Here is a 22,639-nt window from a genome sequence, read left to right on the forward strand (position 1 = left end):
ATGCGTCCGCTGGACGGCACCGCGCTGGACGGCCCGGCGCTGAACCTGGCCGAGCTGGCCGCCGACGCGCGGGGCCGCCTGGACCCGGTGCACTGGGACTTCTTCACCGGTGGGGCCGGTGAGGAACGCACCGTCCGCGCCAACGAGGCGGCGTTCGCCCGGCGCTACCTGGTGCCCCGCGTCCTGCGCGGCGCGGGCCGGCGCGACCTGCGGATCTCGCTGCTCGGCACGCGGATCTCGATGCCGGTGCTGATCGCGCCGACCGCGTTCCACCGGCTGGCCCACCCCGAGGGCGAGTTGGCCACCGCACGCGCCGCCGCCGAGGCGGGCACGATCATGGTGGTCAGCATGGCGGCCACCCGGCCGGTCGAGCAGATCGCCGCCGCCGGCGGGCCGCTGTGGTTCCAGCTCTACCCGCAGGCGGACCTCGACTTCACCGCATCGGTGGTACGGCGGGCGGAGGCGGCCGGCTGCTCGGCTCTTGTCGTCACCGTCGACTCGCCCGTGTTCGGCCGGCGGGAACGCGATCTGCGGCACGGCTTCGCCGACCTGCCGCCCGGGATGGTCTGCGAGAACATGCGCGACGCGAGCGGCCGGGTGCGCGACATCGGGATGGACGCCGGGCTGGACTGGGCCCGGATCACCTGGCTGCGTGAGGTCACCAGGCTGCCGATCCTGCTGAAGGGGGTGCTGCATCCCGCGGACGCGGCGCTGGCCGTCTCGTACGGTCTCGACGGTCTGCTGGTCTCCAACCACGGCGGCCGGCAGCTCGACGGGGCGCTCGCCACCCTGGACGCGTTGCCGGCCGTCGTCGAGGCCGTCGGCGGGCGGCTGCCGGTGCTGCTCGACGGCGGCGTCCGCCGGGGAACCGACGTCCTGGTGGCGCTGGCGCTCGGCGCGAGCGCGGTGCTGGTCGGCCGCCCGGTGCTGTGGGGGCTCGCGGTGGGCGGCGCCGCCGGGGTACGCCACGTGCTCGACCTGCTGCACGCCGACCTCGACCGGGCGCTGGCGCTGGCCGGCGTCACCGGCCCGGCCGACCTGCGCGGTGACCTGGTCGCCACGGTGGCATGCGGATGAGCGTCCTGATCGTCCTGCTGGTCCTGGCGGGGATCGCGTGGACCGTCCCGCACTGGCTTCCCCGCACCGTGGTCCGGCTGCGCGAGTGGGTGTTCATCAAGGTCAACGGCGTCGAGGGCGTACCGGTGCCGGGCCCCACCGTCGGCATGGAGCACTTCGAGCGGGTGTACTCCGATCCGGCGGCGGACGGGCGCAGCCGGGGAGCCGGGTTGTCGGACCTGTTCTGGTACTGGCTGGCCCCCGGACCGCACATGCACCAGGAGCATCTGGAGCCGGGGGAGCGCTACCGGACCGTGGCCGCCACCACCCGGCGGGTGCTCGCGGTACGGCGTGGGCGCTGCGACGACCTCGCGACCGCCGCCACCCGGCGGGTGCTCGACCGGTTACCGGCCGGCCGGACCAGCCACGTCCGGCTGCGCGATCTGATGATGCCGGTCTGGGCCGAGGTCTACTACGAACTCGTCTTCGGCGAGACGTGCCCCCCTGATGCCCGGGCGTTGATCGTCGCCAACGCCGACGACGTGGTCAACGGGCTCAAGTGCACCGGCCTGCGGCACATGCGGCGGCGCGACCGGCTGACCGGGTATCTGCACGACCGGATCGAGGCGGGGACCTGCCCGGTGACGCTGCCGCCGCCGTTCACCACCCGGGAGACGGCCTGGTATCTCCAGGGCGCCTTCTTCAACACCGCCGTGGTGCAGATGTCCGAGGCGATGGCGCACGTGCTGCTCGCCCTCGCCACACGTCCCGCGCTCCAGCGGGGACTCGACGACGACGAGGCGCTGGACCGGGTGATCGACGAGACGCTGCGGGTGCATCCGCTCTTCGGCGTGGCGCACCGGATCACGTCGGCGCCGATCACGCTGCCCACCGGCGTGTCCCTGCCGGCCGGAACCGTACTGCTCTTCAACTACCTGGCGTTCCACCGCGGCGGAGCCGCCGGCGACGACCGGTTCGATCCGGACCGGTGGCTGACGCTCAAGCGTGGCGACGCGCACTTCATCCCGTACGGGGTCACTGCGAACCGGGCCTGCCCGGCCCGCGGCGTCGCGCCGGTGATGATGCGCGCCGCGACCCGCGAGGTGCTGCGCCGGTACGTCCTGACCTCCTCGGCCTCACACACCCGCTCGCTGCCCAGCCGGGGCCCGGCGTATCTGACTCCGGCCGGGTGCACCGGCCCGGGGCGGCTGCGGCTGGCCGCGATGCGGTCGCGGGACCGGTGGGCCGACGTGGGCCGCAGCGTCCGGCAACTGGTGTTCGGCACCTGGATGGTGATCGACGCCCGCCGGCAGCGGTTGTGCACCGACTACTTCGAGAGGGCTGTCCGATGACACCAACGGAGCTGGCGCCGCGATTCTTCATCGCTGTCACAGTGATCCTGATCTTCTGCAAGGGGGTCGCCTGGCTGCTCGGCAAGGCGGGCCAGCCCGCCGTGGTCAGCGAGATGCTCGCCGGCGTCCTGCTGGGCCCGTCGCTGCTCGGGCTCCTCCTGCCGGACGTGCAGAACGCCCTGTTCCCGGCCCCGCTGCTGCCGGTCCTCTACGTGGTGGGTCAGGTCGGCCTGGTGCTGTTCATGTTCCAGGCCGGGTACGCGTTCAGCGCCCACCGGGTCACCGGGCTCGCCGGCACCGCCGGCGTGATCTCACTGGCCGGGGTCACCGCGCCGCTCGTGCTGGGTGTGCTGCTCGTCCTGGTGACGGCGGGCGCGGTGCCGATCCGGGCCGACGGGACGTCACTCGGGGTCTCGGCCGCGTTCGTCGGCGTCGCGCTGGCCATCACCGCGTTCCCGATGCTGGCCCGGATCATCACCGAACACGGGCACGCCGGCACCCGGCACGGCACCCTCTCCCTGGCCAGCGGCGCGATCGACGACATGGCCGCCTGGATCATGCTGGCGGCCGTCCTGGCCTTCGCCTCCGGCGAGGCCGGTCCCGCCCTCGTCACCGCCGGTGGAGCGGTCCTGTTCGGACTGCTGCTCTGGCTCGGCGGGCGTACGGTCACCTCCGCGCTGATGACCCACCGCGCACTCAACGACCGCGCCCGGCTGCTCGGCACCGTCGCCCTGCTGTTCCTGGTCGCCTGGTACACCGACGAGATCGGGCTGTACGCGGTCTTCGGCGCGTTCGCGGTCGGCGTGGTGATGCCCCGCACCGACAACACCGACCGGGTCGTGGACACGCTCACCCCGGTCGCCGCGACGCTGTTCCTGCCGTTGTTCTTCACCTACTCGGGTCTGCGCACGGAGTTCGGGCTGCTCGGTTCCCTGCCGGTGCTGCTGTTCGCGCTGGCCTGTGTGGCGGTGGCGATCGCCGGCAAGTTCGGTGCCTGCTGGGCGGCGGCGAGGCTCCGCGGCGAGCCGCCGGGTGTGGCGCTGCGGGTCGGCGCGCTGATGAACGCCCGCGGCCTGATGCAGCTCATCGCGCTGAACGTGGGACTGGAGGCGGGCATCGTGAACCCGTCCCTGTTCACCGTGCTGGTGCTGGTCGCGCTGGTCACCACGCTGATGACGACGCCGGCGCTGAGCTGGATCGAGCGCCGGGAGGCGCAACGGCCCGACGACGTCCGCACGCCCGCGCTGGCGGTTTCAGATAGTTGAAGATGCAAATACCGATGCTTCCATCGGTCTTCATCTATGGGATCGTTAACATATGCGGGGCGGAAGATCGAACCGGCTGCTGCTGGTCGAGGACGACGCGGATCTGACCGAGATGCTCACCGAGACGCTGGGTCATGAAGGCTACCTGGTCGACCGGGCCTTCGACGGCCAGCGCGGGCTGCATCTCGGGCTGACCCGCTCGTACGACGTGATGGTCATCGACCGGATGCTGCCGGCGCTCGACGGCCTCGACCTGGTCGCCCGGCTGCGCGCCCGGGCGGTCCCGTCCCGGACCCTGATGCTCACCGCGCTCGGCACCGTCGACGACCGGATCGCCGGGCTGGACGCGGGCGCCGACGACTACCTGGTCAAGCCCTTCGACCTCGACGAACTGAGCGCACGGGTGCGGGCGCTGTGCCGGCGTAAGCCCGAGTCGACCGACGTGCTGCGCATCGGCGCCGGTCTGCTCGACCTGGGGCCACGGGAAGCGGTGCTGCCCGACGGCACCCGCGTGGCCCTGTCCACCCGCGAGTTCGAGCTGCTGCGCGTGCTGGCGGCCCGGCCGAGCACCGTACATCCACGCGCGGTGCTGCGCCGCAAGGTCTTCGAGGAGGCCGCGGCGGCGTCGATAGTGGACACCTACGTCTACTACCTGCGGCGCAAGCTCGGCCGTGCGGCGGTACGCACCGTGCACGGCCTCGGCTACCGCCTCGGAACGCTCTGATGGAGGCGGTCGAGCAGGCGATCGTACGGCGGACCCGACTCCGGATCGGCCTGTTCGTCGGCCTCACCATCGGCGCCCTGCTGTTGCTGGCGGGCGGCATCTCCTACGCGGTCCTGGTCCGGGGCCAGGACGCGCAGATCCAGCGCGAGCTGGCGTGGGGCACCGAACACGGCACCATCGCCGGCCCGCCCGCCTGCAGCTGGATCTTCGAGTACGAGGGCGCCACCGTGCACACCGGCGCGAACCCGCCACCACCGGGCTTCCCGTTGCACGACGCGCTGGCCACAGTGGCGGCCACCGGGGCCACCGAGATCACCACTGTCACGCGTAACGGCACGACCTACCACGTACGCACCGAGGCCCGCGGCGACGGTGTGGTCCAGGCGGTGTTCGACGCCCGTTTCCAGCTGTCCGACCGCCGGCACCTCCTGCTCGCGTTCAGCCTCGCGGCGGTGGTCGGGCTGCTCGCCGCCGTGCTGACCGGCATGGTCGTCGGACGTCGAGCCGTCGCACCACTCGCGGAGGCCCTGACCCGGCAGCGCCGCTTCGTCGCGGACGCCAGCCACGAACTGCGGACCCCGATCGCCCAGGTGCACACCCGGGCCCAGCTGATCGCGCGGCGGGCGCGCCACGACGGCGCCGCCACGAACCTGGATGACCTGGACCGACTGGTCGGCACGACCCGCCGGCTGGGTGAGATCGTCGACGATCTGCTGCTCTCGGCCCGTCTCGCCGCCGCTCCCGCCGACCGGGAACCGGACCCGCCGGTCGACCTCACCTCGCTGATCGGCGCGACGCTCGCCGCCGAGGCCGAACGCGCCGCCGAGCGCCAGGTCACCCTCACCCTGGACACCCCCGCCGCCCCGCTGCCGGTGCCGGGTGTCGAGTCGGCCCTGCGCCGGGTCGTCGGCGAACTGCTCGCGAACGCCCTGGCCCACACCCCCGCGGGCGGCCGGATCGACGTGACGCTCCGGGCCGTCGAGAACGTCGCCGAGATCGTCATCGCCGACACCGGGAAGGGCTTCGATCAGGCGGACGCCCGGCGGATCTTCGACCGGTTCCACCGCGGCGCGGGCGCCGGTGACCGCCGCTACGGCCTGGGACTGGCCCTGCTCCAGGAGGTCGTGACGAGTCACCACGGCACGATCGAGGCCGAGGGCCGGACCGGGCGGGGAGCCCGCTTCACGGTGCGCCTTCCCATGACACGGTCGCCGGGCCTGACGGGCAGGGCGGCGTGGATCGGGCACCGTCGGATGCGGCAACTCGGAGCGGGTACGTGAGCGCGGGCCGCTGGACCGTTGCCGCTGTCGTCGGTGAAACCGGGCCCGGCGGTCCTGGTCAGCGCACCGCCGGACCGGCGACGGGCCGGTCGTCGGTCTGCCCGGCGCCGTCGTCCTGCCTGGCGACGTCGGCTCGGCCGGCGCCGTCGATGTGGTGGCGGACCACGAAGCTCAGCGCCCCCGCCGTCAGCAGAGTGGCCGCGATGAGGGTGAGCGCGCGCGGCAGCCCGAAGCCGTCGGCCAGGAAGCCGATCGTCGGGGGCGCCATCAGGATGCCGGCGTAGCCGAGCGTGGACGCCAGGGCGATGCCGTCCGGGCCTCCCTTCGCCCCGGCCAGCGCAAGGGCCGACGGAAAGATGTTGGACAACCCCAGTCCGGTGACGACCAGGCCGGCGAAGACCAGCCACAGCACCGGGGACAACGCCATCACCAGTGCGCCGACGGCCGCCGCGGCTCCGCCGCCGACGACTACCAGGGAGTGACCGAAGCGCTCGATCAGACGTACTCCGGCCATCCGTCCGATGGTGAGGGTTCCGGCCACCGTGGCGTATCCGGCGGCCGCGACCGCTGAGTTTCCGTCGAGGTCGGTCTCGATGTGCAGGGGAACCCAGTTGTCCAGGGCGCCCTGGCTGTAGGCCGCACAGAGTGCCGCCGCGGAGGCGATCACCACGACGAACCTGAGGTCACGCCCGCGGCCGTTGTCGGCGACGGCCGACATCTCCGGCTGCCGGGCCGTGGGCAACGGCGCCGACATCAGCAGTCCGGCCGACCAGAACGTCGCCACGAGGCCGAGCGGCAGGGCCACCAGCATATGGGTGAGCGGGCTGAGCCACAGCGCCAGCACCGCTCCCAGACCGGCGCCGGTCAGGCTGCCGATGCTGTTCGCCGCGTGCAGGCCGGACATGATCGGCCGCTTCACCACGGCGATGAGGTCGACCGCGACGCTGTTGACCGCGACGTCGATGGCGCCGTAGCCGATTCCGAAGAGAACCAGGGTGAGGCCGAGGGCGAGCGGCGACCGGGTCAGGGTGGGCGGCACCACGGCCAGGCAGAGCAACGCGGCGGCGGCGATCGTCACCTGCCGGCTGCCCCAGCGCCGGCACAGCCGCCCGGTCACCATCATGGTGAGGACCGCGGCCCCGGAGATGCCGAGCAGCGCGAGCCCCAGTTCTCCGGCCGACGCGTGCACCTGTTCCTTGATGGCGGGAATCCGGACTGTCCAGCCCGCGAACAGGAACCCGCCGATGCCGAAGAACATGGTGGTCGCAAGGCGGAGCCGGGCGATCTGGTCGGTGCCGAGGGCGGGGGCGTCACTCATGGCGGCTCCTTCTGTCCAGCGGACTCGGGGGATCCCGCCCCGAAGGCGGCGGGCGGGGTCGAAGCGCCGGCTTCTCTCCGTCATGGGGTTCCTGTACCGGTACAGTGTGCCCTACTGTACCGATATAGAGAAGCGCGCCGACGCGGTCACCTGGAGGATGTCGTGGAATTTCCCGTCGCTCTCGTCCTGTCGGTCCGCCTGGTGGCTCACGAGCAGGCCGCCGCCCGTCCCGGCGCCCCGTGCCGGCCGCATCCGCGGCCGGGCCGTCACCGCTTGGCCCGAGCGCTGCACAGGGCTGCTGGTCTGCTCTCCGCCGCCCGTTCCCGCCGCTGGTAGCCTGGGATCGCCGGTGCCAGCCGGCCGGTGGACTCCTCCGGGGGGTGGCGACGTGGGGCGGCGGGTGACACTGCAGACCATCGCCGACCGCGTGGGCGTCAGTCGGATGACCGTCTCCAACGCGTTCTCCAAGCCCGACCAGCTCTCCACCGGCCTGCGGCGGGAGATCCTGGCCGCCGCGCACGATCTGGGTTACGTGGGCCCCGATCCGGCGGCCCGTGCCCTCGCCCGGGGCACCACCGGCGCGGTCGGCATCGTGCTCACGTCCTCGCTGCGATTCGCGTTCACCGACCTCGTCGCCACCAGCTTCTTCGGAGCCATCGCCGAACGGCTGGCCCCGACCGGGCTGGCCCTCACGCTGTTGACCTCCGCGGACTCCGGGGACATCATCCCCGCCCGGGACGTCGCCATCGACGGCGCGCTCATCTACTCCTGCGACCCGACCTCGGCGGCGGTCGACTACCTGACCCGCCGCCGGCTGCCGCTGGTGTACGTCGACCAGGAACCACTGGAGACCGTTACGACGATCAACGTGGCGGACCGGCACGGCGCCCGGGCCGCCGCCCGGCACCTGCTCGACCTGGGCCACCGCCGAATCGGCCTGCTCATGTCCGGCATGCACCCGCCGCACGGCCTGATCGACCCGGCGGACGTGACGATCGACGGATACGCCGCCAAGCAGCGGCTGCTCGGATGGTGCGACGTGCTGGGCGAAGCGGGGATCACTCCGCTCGTGGCCCGCCAGCCGGGCGCGAACCCCGAGGAGCCGCGGGCCGCAGCCCGTCTGTTGCTGGATCGGCCGGACCGGCCCACCGCCGTCCTGTGCTTCTCCGACGCGACCGCGCACGGTGTCCTGCGGGCGGCGGTCGACCTCGGCATCGACGTACCCCGGGATCTGTCAGTCGTCGGCTTCGACGACAATCCGCTGGCCGCCCAGCTGCGCCCCGCCCTCACCACGGTCCACCAGGACGTCGAAGCCAAGGGCAAGGCCGCGGCCACCGCTCTCACCAGGGCGATCGCCGATGCGCGGGCCGGCGTCGCGCATGTGCCGCAGCACCACGTGCTGCCGGCCGAGCTGGTGGTCCGGGACAGCACTGCGCCACCGCCCCGCTGAGCGGTCCCGCCGGCCCGCTCGGCATCGCACGGCCTCGACGTTCACCGGGGCGGCTTCTCGTCGTGGAGAGCGAGCGTGAAGCCCGCCTCGATCCGCCCACCCGGTGCCAGCACGGGCGCGCCGGCATGCGGCAGCTCACGGTCCGGGCCGAAGAGCGGCGCGTTCGCCGGCTCGACGGCGAGCGCCCAGCCGCGCCGCGCGGGATAGATCCATTGAAAACATCGCGGTAGGACGGCGGCGTCCCAGGTCACCTCCGCGTACATGCCGACGGCAGGGGAGTGCACGACGATGCCGGCGGACCGACCGGCGAAGCCGGCGTGCTCCCAGACCACCTCTCCGACGGCGTCGAGCGGTTGCGGAAAGACCTGCCAGTCCGAGTCGTCGTCGCGGAGGGTGTGGCGTCCGGCGGGCGTGCGCACGCGTACTCCGGGCGTGAGGAACGGGGCGCCGAAGTTCAGGTGGTAGAGGAGACTGACCGGCTCGGCGGTGATGCCCTCGTTCACGATCGTGTCGCGCACGGTGACGGCGGTCCGGCCGGCGGTGGACGAGATCTCCCGATGGAGCAGCAGCTGCCGGCCGAAGACCGAGGCCGACGGCACGGTCCCGCTGATGACCACCCCGGCCGGTGCTGTCGTCCGGCGTACGACCACGTCGACCGCCCGGGTCTGGTGATGCGTGCCGTGCTGGCCGTACGTGTCCCGGGCGCGGCCGATGTTGTCCAGCCCGCAGGTGGCCAGCATGCCCCCGGTGAACCGGCCCACCCAGCCACCTGCGGCAGCGGTGTCCGGTCCGGCGGCCCGCAGGGGGGAACGCCAGGCGACCGGGAGGCCGCGGCACCACAGGGCACCGATGTCGAGGCCGCGCTCCAACAGCACCTCGAAGGCGAGGCCACCGGCGAGACAGACCCGGTACGAACGCCCACCGGGCCCGGAGTGCGGGTCGCCGATCGACTCGCGGATCTCCACCACCGCGTCCGGGTCCGAGACGAGGCCGTGTTCGAAGAGTTCACTCACTGATGCGACGTCCATGGATCTCCATTCGGATCAGGGGTCCGGTGTCCGGTGGTGTGCGGCCCCGCGGTCAGAAGTAGCCCTCCCGCTTGCGGTCCTCCATCGCGGCCTCCGAGACCCGGTCGTCCCCACGGGTCGCGCCGCGCTCGGTGATCCGGGTCGAGGCCACCTCGTCGATCACCTTCTCCACCGAGTCCGCTTCCGACAGCACCGCCGCGGTCTGGGTGGCGTCGCCCACCGTCCGGTAGCGCACCCGGCGTAGCCGGGAGGACTCGCCCGGCCGGGGGCGCAGGAACTCGTTGACGGCGTACCACATGCCGTTGCGCTCCACCACCTCACGCTCGTGTGCGAAATAGATGGAGGGGAGCGGCAACCTCTCCCGGGCGATGTAGTGCCAGACGTCCAACTCGGTCCAGTTCGACAGCGGGAACACCCGGATCGACTCCCCGGCATGGTGCCGGCCGTTGTACAACGCCCACAGCTCCGGCCGCTGGTTCTTCGGGTCCCACTGCCCGAACTCGTCCCGGAAGCTGTACATCCGCTCCTTCGCCCGGGCCTTCTCCTCGTCTCGGCGCGCCCCACCGAACAACGCGTCGAACCGGTACTTCTCCACGGCGGACAGCAGCACGGGTGTCTGGATGCGGTTGCGCGTGCCGTCCGCCGGCTCGCGTACCAGGCCGGCGTCGATCGCCTCCGGCACCGAGGCCACGATCAGGCTCAACCCCAGCGCCGTCACCCGGGCGTCCCGATACTCCAGCACCTCGCGGAAGTTGTGGCCGGTGTCCACGTGCATCACGGGGAACGGAATCCGCGCCGGGGTGAACGCCTTCTCCGCCAACCGCAACATCACCACCGAGTCCTTGCCGCCGGAGAAGAGCAACACCGGCCGTTCGAACTCCGCCACCACCTCCCGCATCACGAAGATGCTCTCCGCCTCGAGTTCGTCCAGGTGCGACACGCGCAGCGTCACCGCGAGCCTCCGTCTCCATGTCCTCCCCGCCGGGCGGCCGGTCCGAGGTACCGGTCCGTGAAGTCGTTCCGGAACTTGCCACCGGGGTCGTACCGGTGCGCCAGTGCCCGGAAGTCGGCGAGGCGGGGAAACAGCCCTCGGATCCGTTCGGGCGGCATCTCGGTGAGCTTGGCCCAGTGGGGCCGGGCGCGGAACGGTTCGAGGCTCGCCTCGACCGCGCGGATGGTCCGCCGTACCGGGTCGGCGTCCGGAATCCAGGTGAAGTGGATGGTGACCACGTCGGTCCCGTACGCGGGGCTGAGCCAGAACTCGTCAGCAGCCACCGTACGGACCTCGCAGATCTGCAGGACCGGATGGATCACGCCGGCGATCTCACCGAGCGCCTCCAGCGCGGCGACGGCGTGCCCGGCCGGCACCGCGTACTCGGACTGGAGCTCCTCCCCGGAGCTCGGCGTGAACTCCGGCCGGAAGTGCGGCAGCCTGGTGTGCCACGGACCGGGCACGCCCCGCTGTCCGGTGCACGCGGCGGCCGACTGGGTGCTCACCGGGTGCAGGTCGCGGGTGGCCGGGGTGGCGGAGAACCACTCCCGGCCGGGCGACTTCGGCTGGGGATCGTCGGTACGTGCCATCACCCACACCTGGTTGAAGACCGGCGCTCCCCAGTCGGTGAAGAGGCAGACGCTGTGCGCGTCCGACATCAGCTCCCGGAAGTGGTCCAGCCCGGCCCTGACCGGCAGTTCGAGGTAGACCGTCGTGCTCACCTCGTACGCCGGTTCGACGTCGAGCGTCAGGCTCGTGACGACGCCGAGGGCGCCCAGGTTCACCGGCACGCCGGCGAAGTCGGGGTCGTCCCGCCGTACCGTGACCAGCTCACCGCCCGCGGTGACCAGTTCCAGGCTCCGCACCGCGCCGGCCAGGATCGTGTTCCGTACGCCGGACCCGTGCGTGCCGGTGGCGCAGGACCCGGCGACCGAGATGTGCGGCAGCGACGCCATGTTGGGCAACGCGAACCCGGCGGCGTGCAACTCGCGGGCGAGCCCGGCGTAGCGTACGCCGCCGCCGACGGTGACAGTGGCGTTGCGCGCGTCGACAGTCGTCACCGGCGGCATGTCCTCCAGGGACACCAGGTCGGCGGCGGTGTCGGCGATGTCGCTGAACGAGTGCCGGGTGCCCAGCGCGCGGATGTGGTCCGCCTCGGCCACCACCGCCCGCACCTCGTCCAGCGTCGTCGGGCGGTGTACCCGGCGGGCCCTGAACCGCAGGTTGCCCGCCCAGTTGGCCAGCTCAGCGGACACCGAGCACCACTCCCTCCAGGGCGCCGAGTGACACCGCGGCGAGCCGCACCGTCTCCGGTTCGCGGTCGGCGTCGGTCGACAGCTCCAGTCGGGCGGTGCCCTCGCCGAGACCCACCACGATCGGCCGGTCGGCGAAGTTGAGCGCGACGAGCAGTTCGTCGCCGCCGGCGCGCCGCCGGTACACGTAGGTGTCCTTCGGCGAGGGCAGTGACTCGTAATCGCCGAACCGCAGCGCCTTGGAGTCGCGCCGGTACCGGATGAGACGGCGGTAGAGGTTCAACATCGATGCCGGATCGTCGTCCTGCACGCGGACGTTGGCGGTCTCGATGTCGGGCCCGAACGGCAGCCACGGGGTGCCGGCAGTGAACCCGGAACCGGTGGGCTCCCAGTTCATCGGCACCCGCTGCCCGTCCCGGTCGTCGACGTCGAGGGCCTGTGGCGGACGGGAGTCGGCCATGCCGATCTCCTCGCCGTAGTAGACGCAGGGCAGGCCGCGCAGGGTGAACTGCATCAGCGCGGCCACGCGAGCCTGCCGCAGGCCGTACCGGCTGACCGTCCGGGAGATGTCGTGCGTGGCGAGCGCGTAGGTGGGCAACGCGTCGGGTGCGGCCAGGGCGCAGAGGCCGTCGACCGTGCGGCGGAAACGGGCGCTGTCCCACGGCTGCTCCCAGAAGGCGACGTGGAAGGCGGTGTGCATGCCGTCGGCGCCGAAGTACCGCACCAGCCGCGTGTCGTCGCTGATCGGGACCTCGCCCAGCAGCAGGCCGGGCCCGTACCCGTCGAGGACGGCGCGCAGCTCGCGGAGCAGGTCGTGGCACTCCGGCAGGTCGATGTTGAACTGGCGCAGTTCGGGATGACTGTGGTGTCGCCGGTACGCGGCCAGCGGCTCCGGGTTGTCCCGCAACGCGGCGTCCTTGAACAGCCGATGCGCCACGTCGATGCGGAACCCGTCGACGCCCAGGTCCAGCCAGAACCGCCACACGTCCCGGATCGCCGCACGCACCTGCGGGTTGCGCAGGTTCAGGTCGGGCTGCTGCGGGGTGAAGCTGTGCAGGTAGTACTGGCCCGTGGCCGGGTCGAGCGTCCAGGCCGGCCCGCACCGCTCGAACGAGCTGAGCCAGTTGTTCGGCGGCCCGCCGTCCCGGTCGTCGGCCCAGATGTACCAGTCCCGCCTGGGATTCGACCGGCTCGACCGGGACTCGACGAACCACGGATGCCGGTCGGAGGTGTGGTTCATGACCAGGTCGACCAGCAGGCGCATGCCACGCCGGTGCGCCTCGTCGGCGAGTTCGGCGAAATCCGCCAGGGTGCCGTACGCCGGATCGACAGCCGTGTAGTCGCTGATGTCGTAGCCGAAGTCGGCCTGCGGCGACGGGTAGAACGGGGACAGCCACAGCGCGTCGACGCCCAGCGATCCGGGCGCCCCGTTCAGATGGTCGAGGTGTTCGATGATGCCCCGCAGGTCGCCTACGCCGTCGCCGTCGGAGTCGGCGAAGCTGCGCGGGTAGATCTGGTAGATGACGGCCGTGCGCCACCAGTCCTCGGTGTCCATGACGATCTCCCGTCGCGCCGCTAGATGTCCACGCCGGACATGTCCGGATACCGGTCACCCGCGGCGGCGCCGACCGGTGCGATGCCGTCGAGCAGCGCCAGCTCCTCGTCGGTCAGCCGTACGTCGGCGGCCACGATGTTCTCCTCCAGCCGGCCGACGGTCTTCGTTCCCGGGATCGGGACGATGTCCGGCCCCTGGGTCAGCACCCAGGCCAGGGCGAGCTGCGCCACTGTGAGACCGCGGCGATCGGCGAGTTCCCGGATGCCGCGCACCGTCGCCGCGTTGCGCCGCAGGTTCTCACCGGTGAACCGGGGCAGGCCGCTGCGGAAGTCGTCGTCCGGGAAGCGGGCGTCGGCGTCGTACCGCCCGGACAACAGGCCGCGGCCCAGCGGCGCGTACGCGATGAACCCGATCCCCAGGTCGTCCAGCGCGTGCAGCAGACCACGCTGCGGATCGCGGCTGAACAGCGAGAACTCCGTCTGCACCGCCGCCACCGGGTGCACCGCGTGCGCCCGGCGCACCGTGTCCTCGGCGGCCTCGGAGATGGCCAGGTCCCGGACCTTGCCCTCGGCCACCAGCTCGGCGAGCGCACCCCAGGTCTCCTCGATCGGGGTGTTGCGGTCCACCCGGTGCTGACAGTAGATGTCGATCACGTCGACGCCGAGCCGCCGCAGGGATCCCTCGCAGGCCCGCCGCACGTACGCCGGGGTGCCGTCGACCCGGACCACCCGGCCGGTGTCGTCCTTGACGTTGCCGAACTTCGTGGCGACCAGCGCCTCCTCGCGGCGGGTGCGCAGGACCCGGCCGATCAGCTCCTCGTTGGTGTACGGGCCGTACATGTCAGCGGTGTCCAGCAGGTTGACGCCCAGGTCCAGGGCGCGGTTGATGGTCCGCAGGGAATCGGTGTCGTCGCCGGGGCCGTAGAACTGGGACATGCCCATACAGCCCAGGCCGAGGTCGAAGGTGGCGGGTCCGTTCTTGCCGAGCCGGCGCATCAGCGCCCTCCCTCCGGCAGCAGGTTCTCGATCAGCCGGCCCCACCGCAGCAGGTGGCGGTCCGGCAGGTAGTGCTCGCGCACCCGGCGCCGGGCGCCGGCGCCGAGATGCGCGGCGAGCTGCGGATCGCCGAGGACGCGGGCGATCGACGCGGCGGCGCCGGCCGTGTCGGACGGCTCCAGCAGTAGGCCGGACTCGTCCGGGACGACCTGTGTACGCAGCCCGCCGACCGCGTTGGCGAGTACCGGCCGGGCCTTCCACATCGCCTCGGTGGCGGTGAGTCCGAAGCCCTCGGCGAGGCTCTTCTGCACCACCACCGTCGCGTGCTGCTGCAACGCGTTCACCACGAGCGCGTTCTCCCGCATGTCCGTCATCGGCAGGCACAGCAGTTGCACGCGGGCCCGGATCGGCTGCGGCAACTGCGCCCACTCGCGCCGGCACTCGTCGAACATCTCGGCCGCCTCCGGGTCGTCCGAGACGCCTGTGACGTCCGAGCCGGCCAGGGTGAGGTAGCTGTCCGGCACGTCGGCGGCGACGAACGACCGGAGGACCCCGGCCATGTCCTTGAGCCGGTCCCATCGCGAGACCTGCACGACCATCGCAGCGCCCGCGTCGGGCGGGGCGCCGTCGCGGACCGCGACCACCGGGTGCCGTATCTCGACGGGCGGGCCGCCGCGCGAGACGGTGACCGGCCTGCCGCTCCCACCGGACAGGACGCCGGCCGCGCGCAGCACCTCGACGGTCTCCGCCGGGCTCAGCGTGACGTTCTTCGGCGAGCAGGGGTCGATCGAGGGGGCGATCACGTGCGGGTTCGGCGCCCAGCCCTGCACGTGATCGGCGATGAGGAAGACCGAGGCGTCGGCCTTCTCCACGTACGGGCGGAGGAAGGCCCAGCCGCGCGCGGTGTTCTCGTTCGGCACGTCGCAACCGGTGTGCGCCCGGTAGACCACCCGGGCACCCATCTCCGCCACGGCGGGCACCAGGCCGGCAGGCTGCGCCTCGTGCACGACGACCACGTCGCCGGGGCGTACGAAGCCGGCGAGGTCCTCGGAGTTCGCCCGCAGCACCCGGCGGTAGTGCTCCTGCTCCGGCTCCCCGGTCGGGCCGCCGTCGCCCGGTGAACCGTAGACCAGGGTGCAGAGCCGCTTGGTGACGGCGAAGAACCGCGGATCGCCGTCGATCACCAGCCAGCGGACCGGGAGACCCAGCGCCGTCGCGAGTGGGACCAGGGAGTGCAGCAGCTCGGCCACGCCGCCTCCCGCGGCGGTCGAGTTCACGTTCCACACCGTCCGCCCGCCCAGCAGGCCGGCGAGGCGCTCGGCGCCCGAGCGCAGCGCGGTGCTGCGCTCGGGGCCGAGAATCTGCTGGTACGCCGCGAGATCGGCGGTACCGACAGTCACCTCACGCATGGGCGGCGTCCTCGACCTTGACCGCCGGCTTCGCCAGCGGTTCGAAGCCCTCGGTGATCCAGACGCCGGTCCAGAACTCCGGGTCCGACGGCAGGACCAGTTCGATGAGCGACGGTCCGGCGTGGTTCACGGCCGACGACAGGGCCTGCCGGAAGTCGGTCAGGCGCGTCGCCGCGTGCTCGCCGTCCAGCCAGTTCGTCAGATCGACCCGGCGTGCCTGCATGCCCAGCACCTCGGCGATCTCCGCGTACCGCATCCCGGCGGCGTTGTCGAGGTACTGGTGGAAGCCGGAGTTCAGCAGCGTCTGTCCGCGCGACTGCTTGCGCAGGGACACGCTGCCGCCGTTGTTGCAGACCACGAACGTGATCGGCGCGTTCTCCTGCACGGCTGACACCAGACCCTGGATGCCGTTGGTGAGACCCTGGTCGCCGACCGTGCAGATGACGCTCACGCCGGCCTCGCCCACGGCCAGGCCGGTCGCCGTGGCCGTGCCGCCGCCCACGAAGCCGCCGTGGTCGCCGAACACCCGGACTCCGGCCGGCAGCAGGTCGTAGACCTCGGCGAGCAACCCGCCGAACATCTGGCTGTCGTCGACCAACGTGACCGGGCGGTCCTGCTCGCCGGCCACCGCGGTGACGGCCCGGGCCAGTCCTTCGCGGACCGTCAAGGCCGCCGTCGGCACCACGTGGCGCGGCGGGGACGGCTCCCGGACCGACTCGGCGTACCAGCGCGGGGCCCCGTTGCGGTCACCGAGCACTGCGGCCAGCTCGTGGAGCGAGCCGACCACGTCGCCGTCGACGAGGAGGTCGTCGCCGGTGAGGTAGCCGTTCTTGAGCACGCCCGCGGGCTTGGACGTCAGGGCGATCTTCGGTCCCGGCGGCAGCTCGCCGATGACGCGGGGATACATGTTGCGGTCCTCGACCGTGACGATCATGTCGGTCGCTTCCATGATCCTTCGGTGCGCCTGGTCGTTCGGGTCGTACCAGCCGACGAAGCCGGGCACCTCCGTCTCGTCGACGCGTTCGAAGAGCATCGGGCCGCGCCGGTACTTGACCTGGAGCACCGCGCTGCCGGTGGCCCTGCTGAACGCGGCGAGCGCGGGCCGCATCCCCTCGTGCCGGAGCGCGTAGTCGTCGATCAGCACGACCGGGCGGCCGGCGCCGCTCAGCCGGGCGGCGGCCTCCCGCAGGGTGTCCCGGTCGACCGGCCGGTGCGGGTCCGCCGGCCGGAACTGCAGCACACGCTCCAGTGGCACCCAACTGCTCTCCGCGACGTCCTGCGGTACCCCGAGCAGCACCGGTCCGCACGGGGCCTGGCGGATCGCCAGGTCGGCCCGGTGGAGAACGTCGACGAGGTGTGCCGCGGCGGCGGCCCGCTCGGCCGGCGCGTCGGCGGGGGGAACCGGGCCCAGTTCGAACGCGGCCTTGGCGAACTCGCCGGATGCCTCGATGAGCCGCGGCTCGCCGTGCGGAGGCAGGAACGGCGCGGAGGCGGTGGACGGCATTCCGACCACCACCAGCGTGCCGACCTCGTTGCGGCGCGCCGCGCCGACCGCCCCGAGAGCGTTTGTCAGGCCCCGTGCCGCGTGGACGATGGCGGCACCGTGGCCGGGTCGCAACATGCTGGCGCCGGCGGCCTGGAAGACGCTCTCCCGGTCACCTCTGCCGTTGCGGAGGATGCCGAGCCGGGCAGTGGCGTCGCACAGGGCCAGCTCGGACGTGCCGGCGTAGGTGAAGGCGACGGTGACGCCGAGCCGGTGCATCATCAGCGCGATCGCCTCGGCGCCGGTGAGCGTCAGGTCGCTCGCACCGTCCAGCGCCTGGTTCACCACGTACCGGATGGAGTCGGGGGAGCAACCCAGGACGGCGGCGACCGCGTCCCCGAACGCCGCCGCACCGCGGTCGGCGATCAGCGCCCTGCTGAGCGCGCGTGGTGCGCCGTCGGGGTGATGCAGCAGTGAGTGCAGGAACTCCTCGACGGTGTTCGCCATCCGCGCGGTGCGGACCTCCGACGGGTACAGGCCGAACTCGGCCAGCGCGTCGTCGCGTACGCCGTCCGGCACCACGTCGAACTCGATCTCGGTCAGGTTGTCCGCGTGCAGCTCGTCGAAGACCAGACCGTCGTCCTGCGCCAGGGTGATCCGCAGCCGGTACCGCCCGGCCTCCTCCGGGACACGTGCCCGGACCAGCACCCGGGTCGCCGATTCCGGCGGCAGGGACCGGGGCAGGGCGGACTTGGCGACCGCGCCCGGCACCGGCTCGCCGTCCGCGTCGTACCACCGGGACACCACGCGGACCGGCTTCGGCGGCGCCGGCGTGAGCATCCCGGCGCCGGTGTTCTGGATCAGGCAGGCGACGCTCAGCAGGCTGCCCGCCTCGATCTCCTCGTAGATCGGCTCCTCGGGCGTGACGGTGATCCGGCACTCCTCCTCGCGGAGGTGGTCGCCGACCGCCCAGAGCTGCCGCGGCCGCTTGCCGAGCTGGTCGAACAACTGGCGCTGGCCCTGCTCGTGTGTCCGGGTGTTGTTGGCGTTGAAGCCGTGACGGGCGCCCTCGGCGAGGGCCTCCGGGACGACGGCCAGCGAGTAGATCTCCCGCGCGGGCAGCTTGATGACGCCGAGCACCCTCCACTGCGCCCGGTCGACGACCGCCACCGCCGCGGTGTCGACGGAGGAGTCCAGGTACCGGTGAGGGCTGATGCCGACGTACAGGTGATCCGGGGTGACGGCGAGGCCACGTGGCCAGCCCGGCAGGGGCAGCCGGCGGGTGGGACGCCGGATGGAGTCGGGCAGTTCGACGAGTTCTCCGGCGGCCGAGTCGCACACCAGCCACATCCCGTCGGAGTAGTGCGGATGGTGCGGCGCTCGGAAGCCGCCGAGCAGGGGCTCACCCGTGTCGAGCGCGACCACCCTGCCGGTGGAGGGCTTGCCGTTCTCGTCCCACCCGCGTCGCCGCAGGAACGGTCCGAAACCGGAGACGACGATCCGGTCGTGGTACCGGGCCAGGCTGTTGAGGTGCCAGCTGTCCGGCTCACCCGGAGCCCGCCAGCGCCACAGCACCTCGCCGTCGCGGCCTATCGACTGCACCTCGTTCTGGGTGGTGGCGACCACCAGCACCTGGTCGTTCACGCAGAGGATGTCGTGCGGCGTGGAGACGTCGTCGAGCCGCTGGTACCGCCGCACCCCGGCGCTGTCGTACGCGACCAGTTCGGCAGGGCTGCCCTCGGCGCTCCACAGGCACCGGTAGAGCAGCGAGTCGTCGGCACACATGCCCGTACTGGACACACGGTCGATCACCTCGACCGTCTTGCCGATCGAGAACAGGCCGCCACCGATGGTGTGGTGGGCGTCGAAGCACGAGCTGAGCAGCACATGCCCCGGCGGTAACAGGTCCCGTGTTCCCGACCAGGTGTCGTAGGTCTTCTCGGTCACGACGCATCCTCCGTACTCCCCTGTGGGGGTTCTGTGGCCGCGACGATGATTCGTTCGGCGACCATGCTGAGGTCCTCCTCGACGAGCACGTCGACGTGCTCGCCGTCGTACACACGGCCACCGGTGGGTTCGGCCGTGCAGAAGATTCCGGGGGTGCCCTGGCGGGCGAAGACCGCCGCGGCCGCGTGGAGCAGGCGGTCGTCGACGCCGGTGAGATCGACGAGTACGTCGAAGCCGCCGAAGGCGCGCACCGCCTCGCGGACGACCGCGTCGGGAGCGGACAGTCGCGCTCGGAGGTGTACGACGTCCGGCCGCGACGGCTCGCCACCGCCGGCCAGGGCGACGTTCGCGCCGGCGGCGTGCAGATCGGCGACGACCCGGCCGGTCGCCTCCGTCGCACCGGCGACGAGTACGACCGAGCCCGCCAGCCGGCCCGGTGCCGTCCGCAACAGCGGCTTCAACCGCATCAGCGGCCAGTACTCGTCGGCGATGCCCTGCCGTTCGGTGAGGCTCCGGTAGCCCCCGGCCGCGTCTGCGGCTTCGATCACCGAACGGGTCTGGGCGAAGTGCTCGGCGCAGATGGCCGCCTGCGCCGGGTCGGCGCCCCCGGCCACCACGCCGAGCCCGGGCAGCAGCACCACCCGGGGCAGGTCACGGCGGGGACCGTGCCGGCGGGCCGCCGCGTCGGCGTGACGTTCGAACATCGCGGCGTACGCGCTGCGGTAGCGCTCGATCGCGGCTCGCACCCCCTGTGCGGTCAGGTCGGTGGGGGTGAGTGCGAGGGGACGGTAGCCGACTGTCACCAGCGAGTCGGGACAACCCGGCCCGGCCTGGGTGAGTTCCGGCCCGCGTACGGAGGAGACGAACCGGACGGCTTCCGGGCTCGTGTCGGTGCTCAGGACGATGCCACGCCGGTCCTCACGCATGGCGCTCCGCAGGACCGGGAGCAGTTCGTCGAGCAGGTCGTCCGCCTGGCCGGCGACCAGCGGCCGCACGGCGGACCCGCCGAGGTCTCCCGGCCGTCCGCGCGCGGCGGCGCCGAGGGCCCGCCGGGCCCGGGCCACCGCTTCGAGCGAGTTGCGGTAGCACTGGTCACTGGTGTCGGCCCAGGTGAAGATGCCGTGGTTGGCGAGCAGGACGAACCGGCAGCCGGGCTGCGCGGCGACCCGGTCGGCCAGCTCCTGCGCCACGCCCATGTCGAACTGCCGGTAGTCGAACCAGATCGCCTCGTCGCCGAACTCGGCGGTAGCCCGCTCGCGGCCGTCGGGAATGCAGGTCAACGAGATGACGGCGTCGGGATGGCAGTGGTCGACGTGTGCCGCCGGGAGGAAGGCGTGGGTGAGCGTCTCGATGCCGGGCGGTCGCTGGTCGGCGGTCAGCGCGGTGGCGGCGATCCGCTCCACCATGGCGGGACCGTCCAGGGGTACGGCGTGGCGCAGTTCGAGCAGATCGTCCAGGCGCAGCGCGGGGAAGTCCTCGGCCGTGGTGGCGGCGCCGTCGCAGCCCCAGGAACTCATCCACAGCACCGGAACGTCGCCGACGACGCCCTTGGCGGAGAAGTTCCCGCCGCCGGCCCGGGTCAGCGTCGGGTTCCCGCCGACCAGATGGGACCGGCGCAGGACCTCGTCGGTGGGTGAACCGGCGACGGCGCCGGGCGAGGATGCCGCGCGCGTCGTCGGCACATTGATCAGACTGGACATGTCGCCCCTTCTGGGCAGGGTGGTTCCACGGCGGCCGACGCCGCCGGTGGAAAGGGGGAGGCGTGGAGCCGGTGTGCCGGATCAGGGCGTACGCGCGCGAACCTGGGTGAAGGGCAGCTCGGTCACCGGGTCGACGCGCAACCGGCCCGGCTCGTAGCGGGTCTGCCGGAGGTCGGGTACGACGGTGAGTGCCCCGATGGCGGTGAGCCGGCTCGCCCGGACTGCCGGGCCGATCGCGACGCAGGTGCCGTCGGCGGCCACCGCCGCGGCCACCCCGCTAAAGGCGTCCTCGAAGATCACACAGCGGGTGATGTCGACGCCCAGGCGCCGAGCCGCGAGCCGGTAACAGCCCGGATCCGGCTTGCCGACGGCGATGTCGTCGGCGCGGATCTGGACGTCGAAGGAGGCGGCCAGACCCAACTGGGCGAGGACGGCTGTGGCCTTCCAGTCCTGCGCGCCGGTGACCAGGGCGACCGGCACGTCGGCGGCGCGCAGCTCGCCGATCAGGCGGGTCGCCCCCGGTATCTCCGCGTAGCGCAGCGTCTGGTCGTTGACCCGAAGCCGTTCGTACACCGGTCCGTGGTCGGTGGCCGGGATCGCCGGGAAGAGCACCTTGAGGGTGTGGTCGGCGTGCCGGCCGAACACGTGCTCCTCCAGTTCCTCGTCGCTGATGGTGAAGCCGTGCTCGGCGGCGAGGAGCCGCCAGAACGCGGCCACCGTCCGTTCGGTGTCCACCACCACGCCGTCCATGTCGAACAGGACGGCTTCGTACGCATGCTTCGGCACTTCTCTCTCCCCCGCTCTCGGAGACGGTCAGGGCAGCGGCAACGCGGTGTCGGCGTACTCGGCGGTGAACGCCTGTTCCGCCTCGATCGCGGCCGCGTCGGCGGTCACGGCACGCAGGACGTCCAGTGGCGCGGTGACGGCGTCGGCGCCGTCGCGGTACGCCTGCACGAACTGGCCGGCGTTCTTCACCGAGGCGGCGATGATCCGGGTGGCGCCGTGGCGTACCTGCGCCAGCGAGCGCACCAGGTGGCTCTCGGTGCGCTGGTCCCGCCAGGCTCGGTCGACGTACGGGATGACCGCCTCGCACCCGATCGCCTCGGCGACGATCATGACGGTCGAACTCTGGGCGGCGGTGAGCGCCACCTGCGCGCCACCGTCGGCGAGCCGGCGGGCCAGCGCGATGCCGGAAGGTGTCGACATCAGCTTCAGCGTCATCCGCTGCGGGTCCAGCCGCCAGGCCGCCCAGCTCTCCGCCTCGAGGTCTCCGTACGCCCCGGTCGGCTGGTAGAAGACCTCCAGCCGGTCGTACTTGCCGAGAAGCTCGGAGCAGTGACGGAGCGGATCGTCGGTCACCTGCCGCAGCAGCGTGGGATTGGTCGTGAAACCTCTGATGAGACCGTCCTCGGCGGCTGCCCGTATCTGCTCGGAGTCGCCGGAATCCAGATAGACAAACGTCAAAGCACTATCCTTCCGATAAGAAGGTATTCGTCGACGGGATTTCAGCCTGAGGCTGCGCTCAGTAGAGCATGTGGCCGGAGGGCCTGCAACGCTTCGTCGGCGCATGCTGATCTTCAAAGATGTGAACCGGCGGCGTGAGTGCGAGCTGTTAACAGATCCGAAACCCGTTTTTACGTCCTCGGTCGCGTGGGCGGCCAAAGCGGCCCTGAACAGGCATCAAGCCAGCGAGGAGGCGCGTCGTCGGGCGGTGCCGATCGGCTCGGAAAGCGCGGCCCGTAGGGCGCTCGGTTAAAAGTCCGTAAACGATCCTGGGCGCGTCAGGAGGTCACGGAATTGGCGGGACAGCCTTGTGGTCATGGAGCGCGCGGA

The 22,639-nt window shown here is 72.0% G+C and carries 17 protein-coding genes; 6 read left to right on the plus strand and 11 right to left on the minus strand.

What is annotated here, in order from left to right:
* Genes F8279_RS07870 through F8279_RS07890 form a run of 5 tightly spaced genes read left to right on the plus strand, consistent with a single transcriptional unit; the run spans position 1 to position 5,677 of the window.
* A complete protein-coding gene (locus tag F8279_RS07870) occupies positions 1-1,077 on the plus strand; it encodes an alpha-hydroxy acid oxidase (protein WP_151499508.1) in 1,077 nt (358 codons plus the stop codon).
* Positions 1,074-2,408, plus strand: a complete 1,335-nt coding sequence (locus tag F8279_RS07875) for a cytochrome P450 (RefSeq protein WP_225853186.1) — start codon at positions 1,074-1,076, stop codon at positions 2,406-2,408. Before F8279_RS07870 ends, F8279_RS07875 begins: the two co-directional genes overlap by 4 nt.
* A complete protein-coding gene (locus F8279_RS07880; protein ID WP_151499510.1) occupies positions 2,405-3,673 on the plus strand; it encodes a cation:proton antiporter in 1,269 nt (422 codons plus the stop codon). The genes F8279_RS07875 and F8279_RS07880 overlap by 4 nt, the downstream gene beginning before the upstream one ends.
* Positions 3,674-3,725: 52 nt before the next feature.
* The gene (locus F8279_RS07885; RefSeq protein WP_151499511.1) at positions 3,726-4,397 is read left to right on the plus strand and encodes a response regulator transcription factor; all 672 of its coding nucleotides are present in this window, start codon (positions 3,726-3,728) and stop codon (positions 4,395-4,397) included.
* Complete coding sequence (locus F8279_RS07890) at positions 4,397-5,677, plus strand: HAMP domain-containing sensor histidine kinase (RefSeq protein ID WP_225853187.1); 1,281 nt, start codon at positions 4,397-4,399, stop codon at positions 5,675-5,677. The genes F8279_RS07885 and F8279_RS07890 overlap by 1 nt, the downstream gene beginning before the upstream one ends.
* Positions 5,678-5,735: 58 nt before the next feature.
* On the opposite strand, the gene F8279_RS07895 is transcribed toward F8279_RS07890, so the two are convergent.
* On the minus strand, positions 5,736-6,995 hold the full coding sequence (locus tag F8279_RS07895) for an MFS transporter (RefSeq protein WP_151499513.1): 1,260 nt from the start codon (positions 6,993-6,995) through the stop codon (positions 5,736-5,738).
* Positions 6,996-7,395: 400 nt separating this feature from the next.
* Here F8279_RS07895 and F8279_RS07900 point away from each other — a divergent pair, with 400 nt between their 5' ends.
* Positions 7,396-8,445 carry a LacI family DNA-binding transcriptional regulator gene (locus F8279_RS07900; protein ID WP_225853188.1) on the plus strand — a complete coding sequence of 350 codons (1,050 nt, stop codon included), beginning with the start codon at positions 7,396-7,398 and terminating at the stop codon, positions 8,443-8,445.
* Positions 8,446-8,486: 41 nt separating this feature from the next.
* On the opposite strand, the gene F8279_RS07905 is transcribed toward F8279_RS07900, so the two are convergent.
* The 10 genes from F8279_RS07905 to F8279_RS07950 form a co-directional block, all read right to left on the minus strand.
* Complete coding sequence (locus tag F8279_RS07905) at positions 8,487-9,458, minus strand: DUF4432 family protein (RefSeq protein WP_192580650.1); 972 nt, start codon at positions 9,456-9,458, stop codon at positions 8,487-8,489.
* Between the two features lie 67 nt (positions 9,459-9,525).
* On the minus strand, positions 9,526-10,425 hold the full coding sequence (gene cysD / locus F8279_RS07910; protein ID WP_151499515.1) for a sulfate adenylyltransferase subunit CysD: 900 nt from the start codon (positions 10,423-10,425) through the stop codon (positions 9,526-9,528).
* Entirely contained in the window at positions 10,422-11,720 is a 1,299-nt protein-coding gene (locus tag F8279_RS07915) for an FAD-binding protein (protein ID WP_151499516.1), read from the minus strand. The genes cysD and F8279_RS07915 overlap by 4 nt, the downstream gene beginning before the upstream one ends.
* A complete protein-coding gene (locus F8279_RS07920; protein ID WP_151499517.1) occupies positions 11,710-13,272 on the minus strand; it encodes an alpha-amylase family glycosyl hydrolase in 1,563 nt (520 codons plus the stop codon). The genes F8279_RS07915 and F8279_RS07920 overlap by 11 nt, the downstream gene beginning before the upstream one ends.
* Positions 13,273-13,292: 20 nt before the next feature.
* A complete protein-coding gene (locus F8279_RS07925; RefSeq protein ID WP_151499518.1) occupies positions 13,293-14,267 on the minus strand; it encodes an aldo/keto reductase in 975 nt (324 codons plus the stop codon).
* Complete coding sequence (locus F8279_RS07930; protein ID WP_151499519.1) at positions 14,267-15,676, minus strand: glycosyltransferase; 1,410 nt, start codon at positions 15,674-15,676, stop codon at positions 14,267-14,269. Before F8279_RS07930 ends, F8279_RS07925 begins: the two co-directional genes overlap by 1 nt.
* Positions 15,669-19,106 carry a DUF4915 domain-containing protein gene (locus F8279_RS07935; protein ID WP_151499520.1) on the minus strand — a complete coding sequence of 1,146 codons (3,438 nt, stop codon included), beginning with the start codon at positions 19,104-19,106 and terminating at the stop codon, positions 15,669-15,671. Before F8279_RS07935 ends, F8279_RS07930 begins: the two co-directional genes overlap by 8 nt.
* Entirely contained in the window at positions 19,103-20,806 is a 1,704-nt protein-coding gene (locus tag F8279_RS07940; protein ID WP_151499521.1) for a class II aldolase/adducin family protein, read from the minus strand. The genes F8279_RS07935 and F8279_RS07940 overlap by 4 nt, the downstream gene beginning before the upstream one ends.
* An 81-nt stretch (positions 20,807-20,887) precedes the next feature.
* The gene (locus F8279_RS07945) at positions 20,888-21,592 is read right to left on the minus strand and encodes an HAD family phosphatase (protein WP_151499522.1); all 705 of its coding nucleotides are present in this window, start codon (positions 21,590-21,592) and stop codon (positions 20,888-20,890) included.
* Between the two features lie 27 nt (positions 21,593-21,619).
* A complete protein-coding gene (locus tag F8279_RS07950) occupies positions 21,620-22,270 on the minus strand; it encodes a transaldolase family protein (protein WP_192580651.1) in 651 nt (216 codons plus the stop codon).
* Positions 22,271-22,639: the final 369 nt, after the last annotated feature.

Origin of the sequence: Micromonospora sp. AMSO1212t (genome assembly GCF_008868145.1) — a bacterium.
GTDB lineage: Bacteria > Actinomycetota > Actinomycetes > Mycobacteriales > Micromonosporaceae > Micromonospora > Micromonospora tulbaghiae.

What these genes read in the sequence shown, in the direction of transcription:
- F8279_RS07930 (WP_151499519.1), bottom strand. Translation starts at nt 15,676, where the DNA reads ATGCGTGAGGTGACTGTCGGTACCGCCGATCTCGCGGCGTACCAGCAG.
- F8279_RS07890 (WP_225853187.1), top strand. Translation starts at nt 4,397, where the DNA reads ATGGAGGCGGTCGAGCAGGCGATCGTACGGCGGACCCGACTCCGGATC.
- F8279_RS07875 (WP_225853186.1), top strand. Translation starts at nt 1,074, where the DNA reads ATGAGCGTCCTGATCGTCCTGCTGGTCCTGGCGGGGATCGCGTGGACC.
- F8279_RS07940 (WP_151499521.1), bottom strand. Translation starts at nt 20,806, where the DNA reads ATGTCCAGTCTGATCAATGTGCCGACGACGCGCGCGGCATCCTCGCCC.
- F8279_RS07870 (WP_151499508.1), top strand. Translation starts at nt 1, where the DNA reads ATGCGTCCGCTGGACGGCACCGCGCTGGACGGCCCGGCGCTGAACCTG.
- F8279_RS07885 (WP_151499511.1), top strand. Translation starts at nt 3,726, where the DNA reads ATGCGGGGCGGAAGATCGAACCGGCTGCTGCTGGTCGAGGACGACGCG.
- F8279_RS07925 (WP_151499518.1), bottom strand. Translation starts at nt 14,267, where the DNA reads ATGCGCCGGCTCGGCAAGAACGGACCCGCCACCTTCGACCTCGGCCTG.
- F8279_RS07895 (WP_151499513.1), bottom strand. Translation starts at nt 6,995, where the DNA reads ATGAGTGACGCCCCCGCCCTCGGCACCGACCAGATCGCCCGGCTCCGC.
- F8279_RS07920 (WP_151499517.1), bottom strand. Translation starts at nt 13,272, where the DNA reads ATGGACACCGAGGACTGGTGGCGCACGGCCGTCATCTACCAGATCTAC.
- F8279_RS07880 (WP_151499510.1), top strand. Translation starts at nt 2,405, where the DNA reads ATGACACCAACGGAGCTGGCGCCGCGATTCTTCATCGCTGTCACAGTG.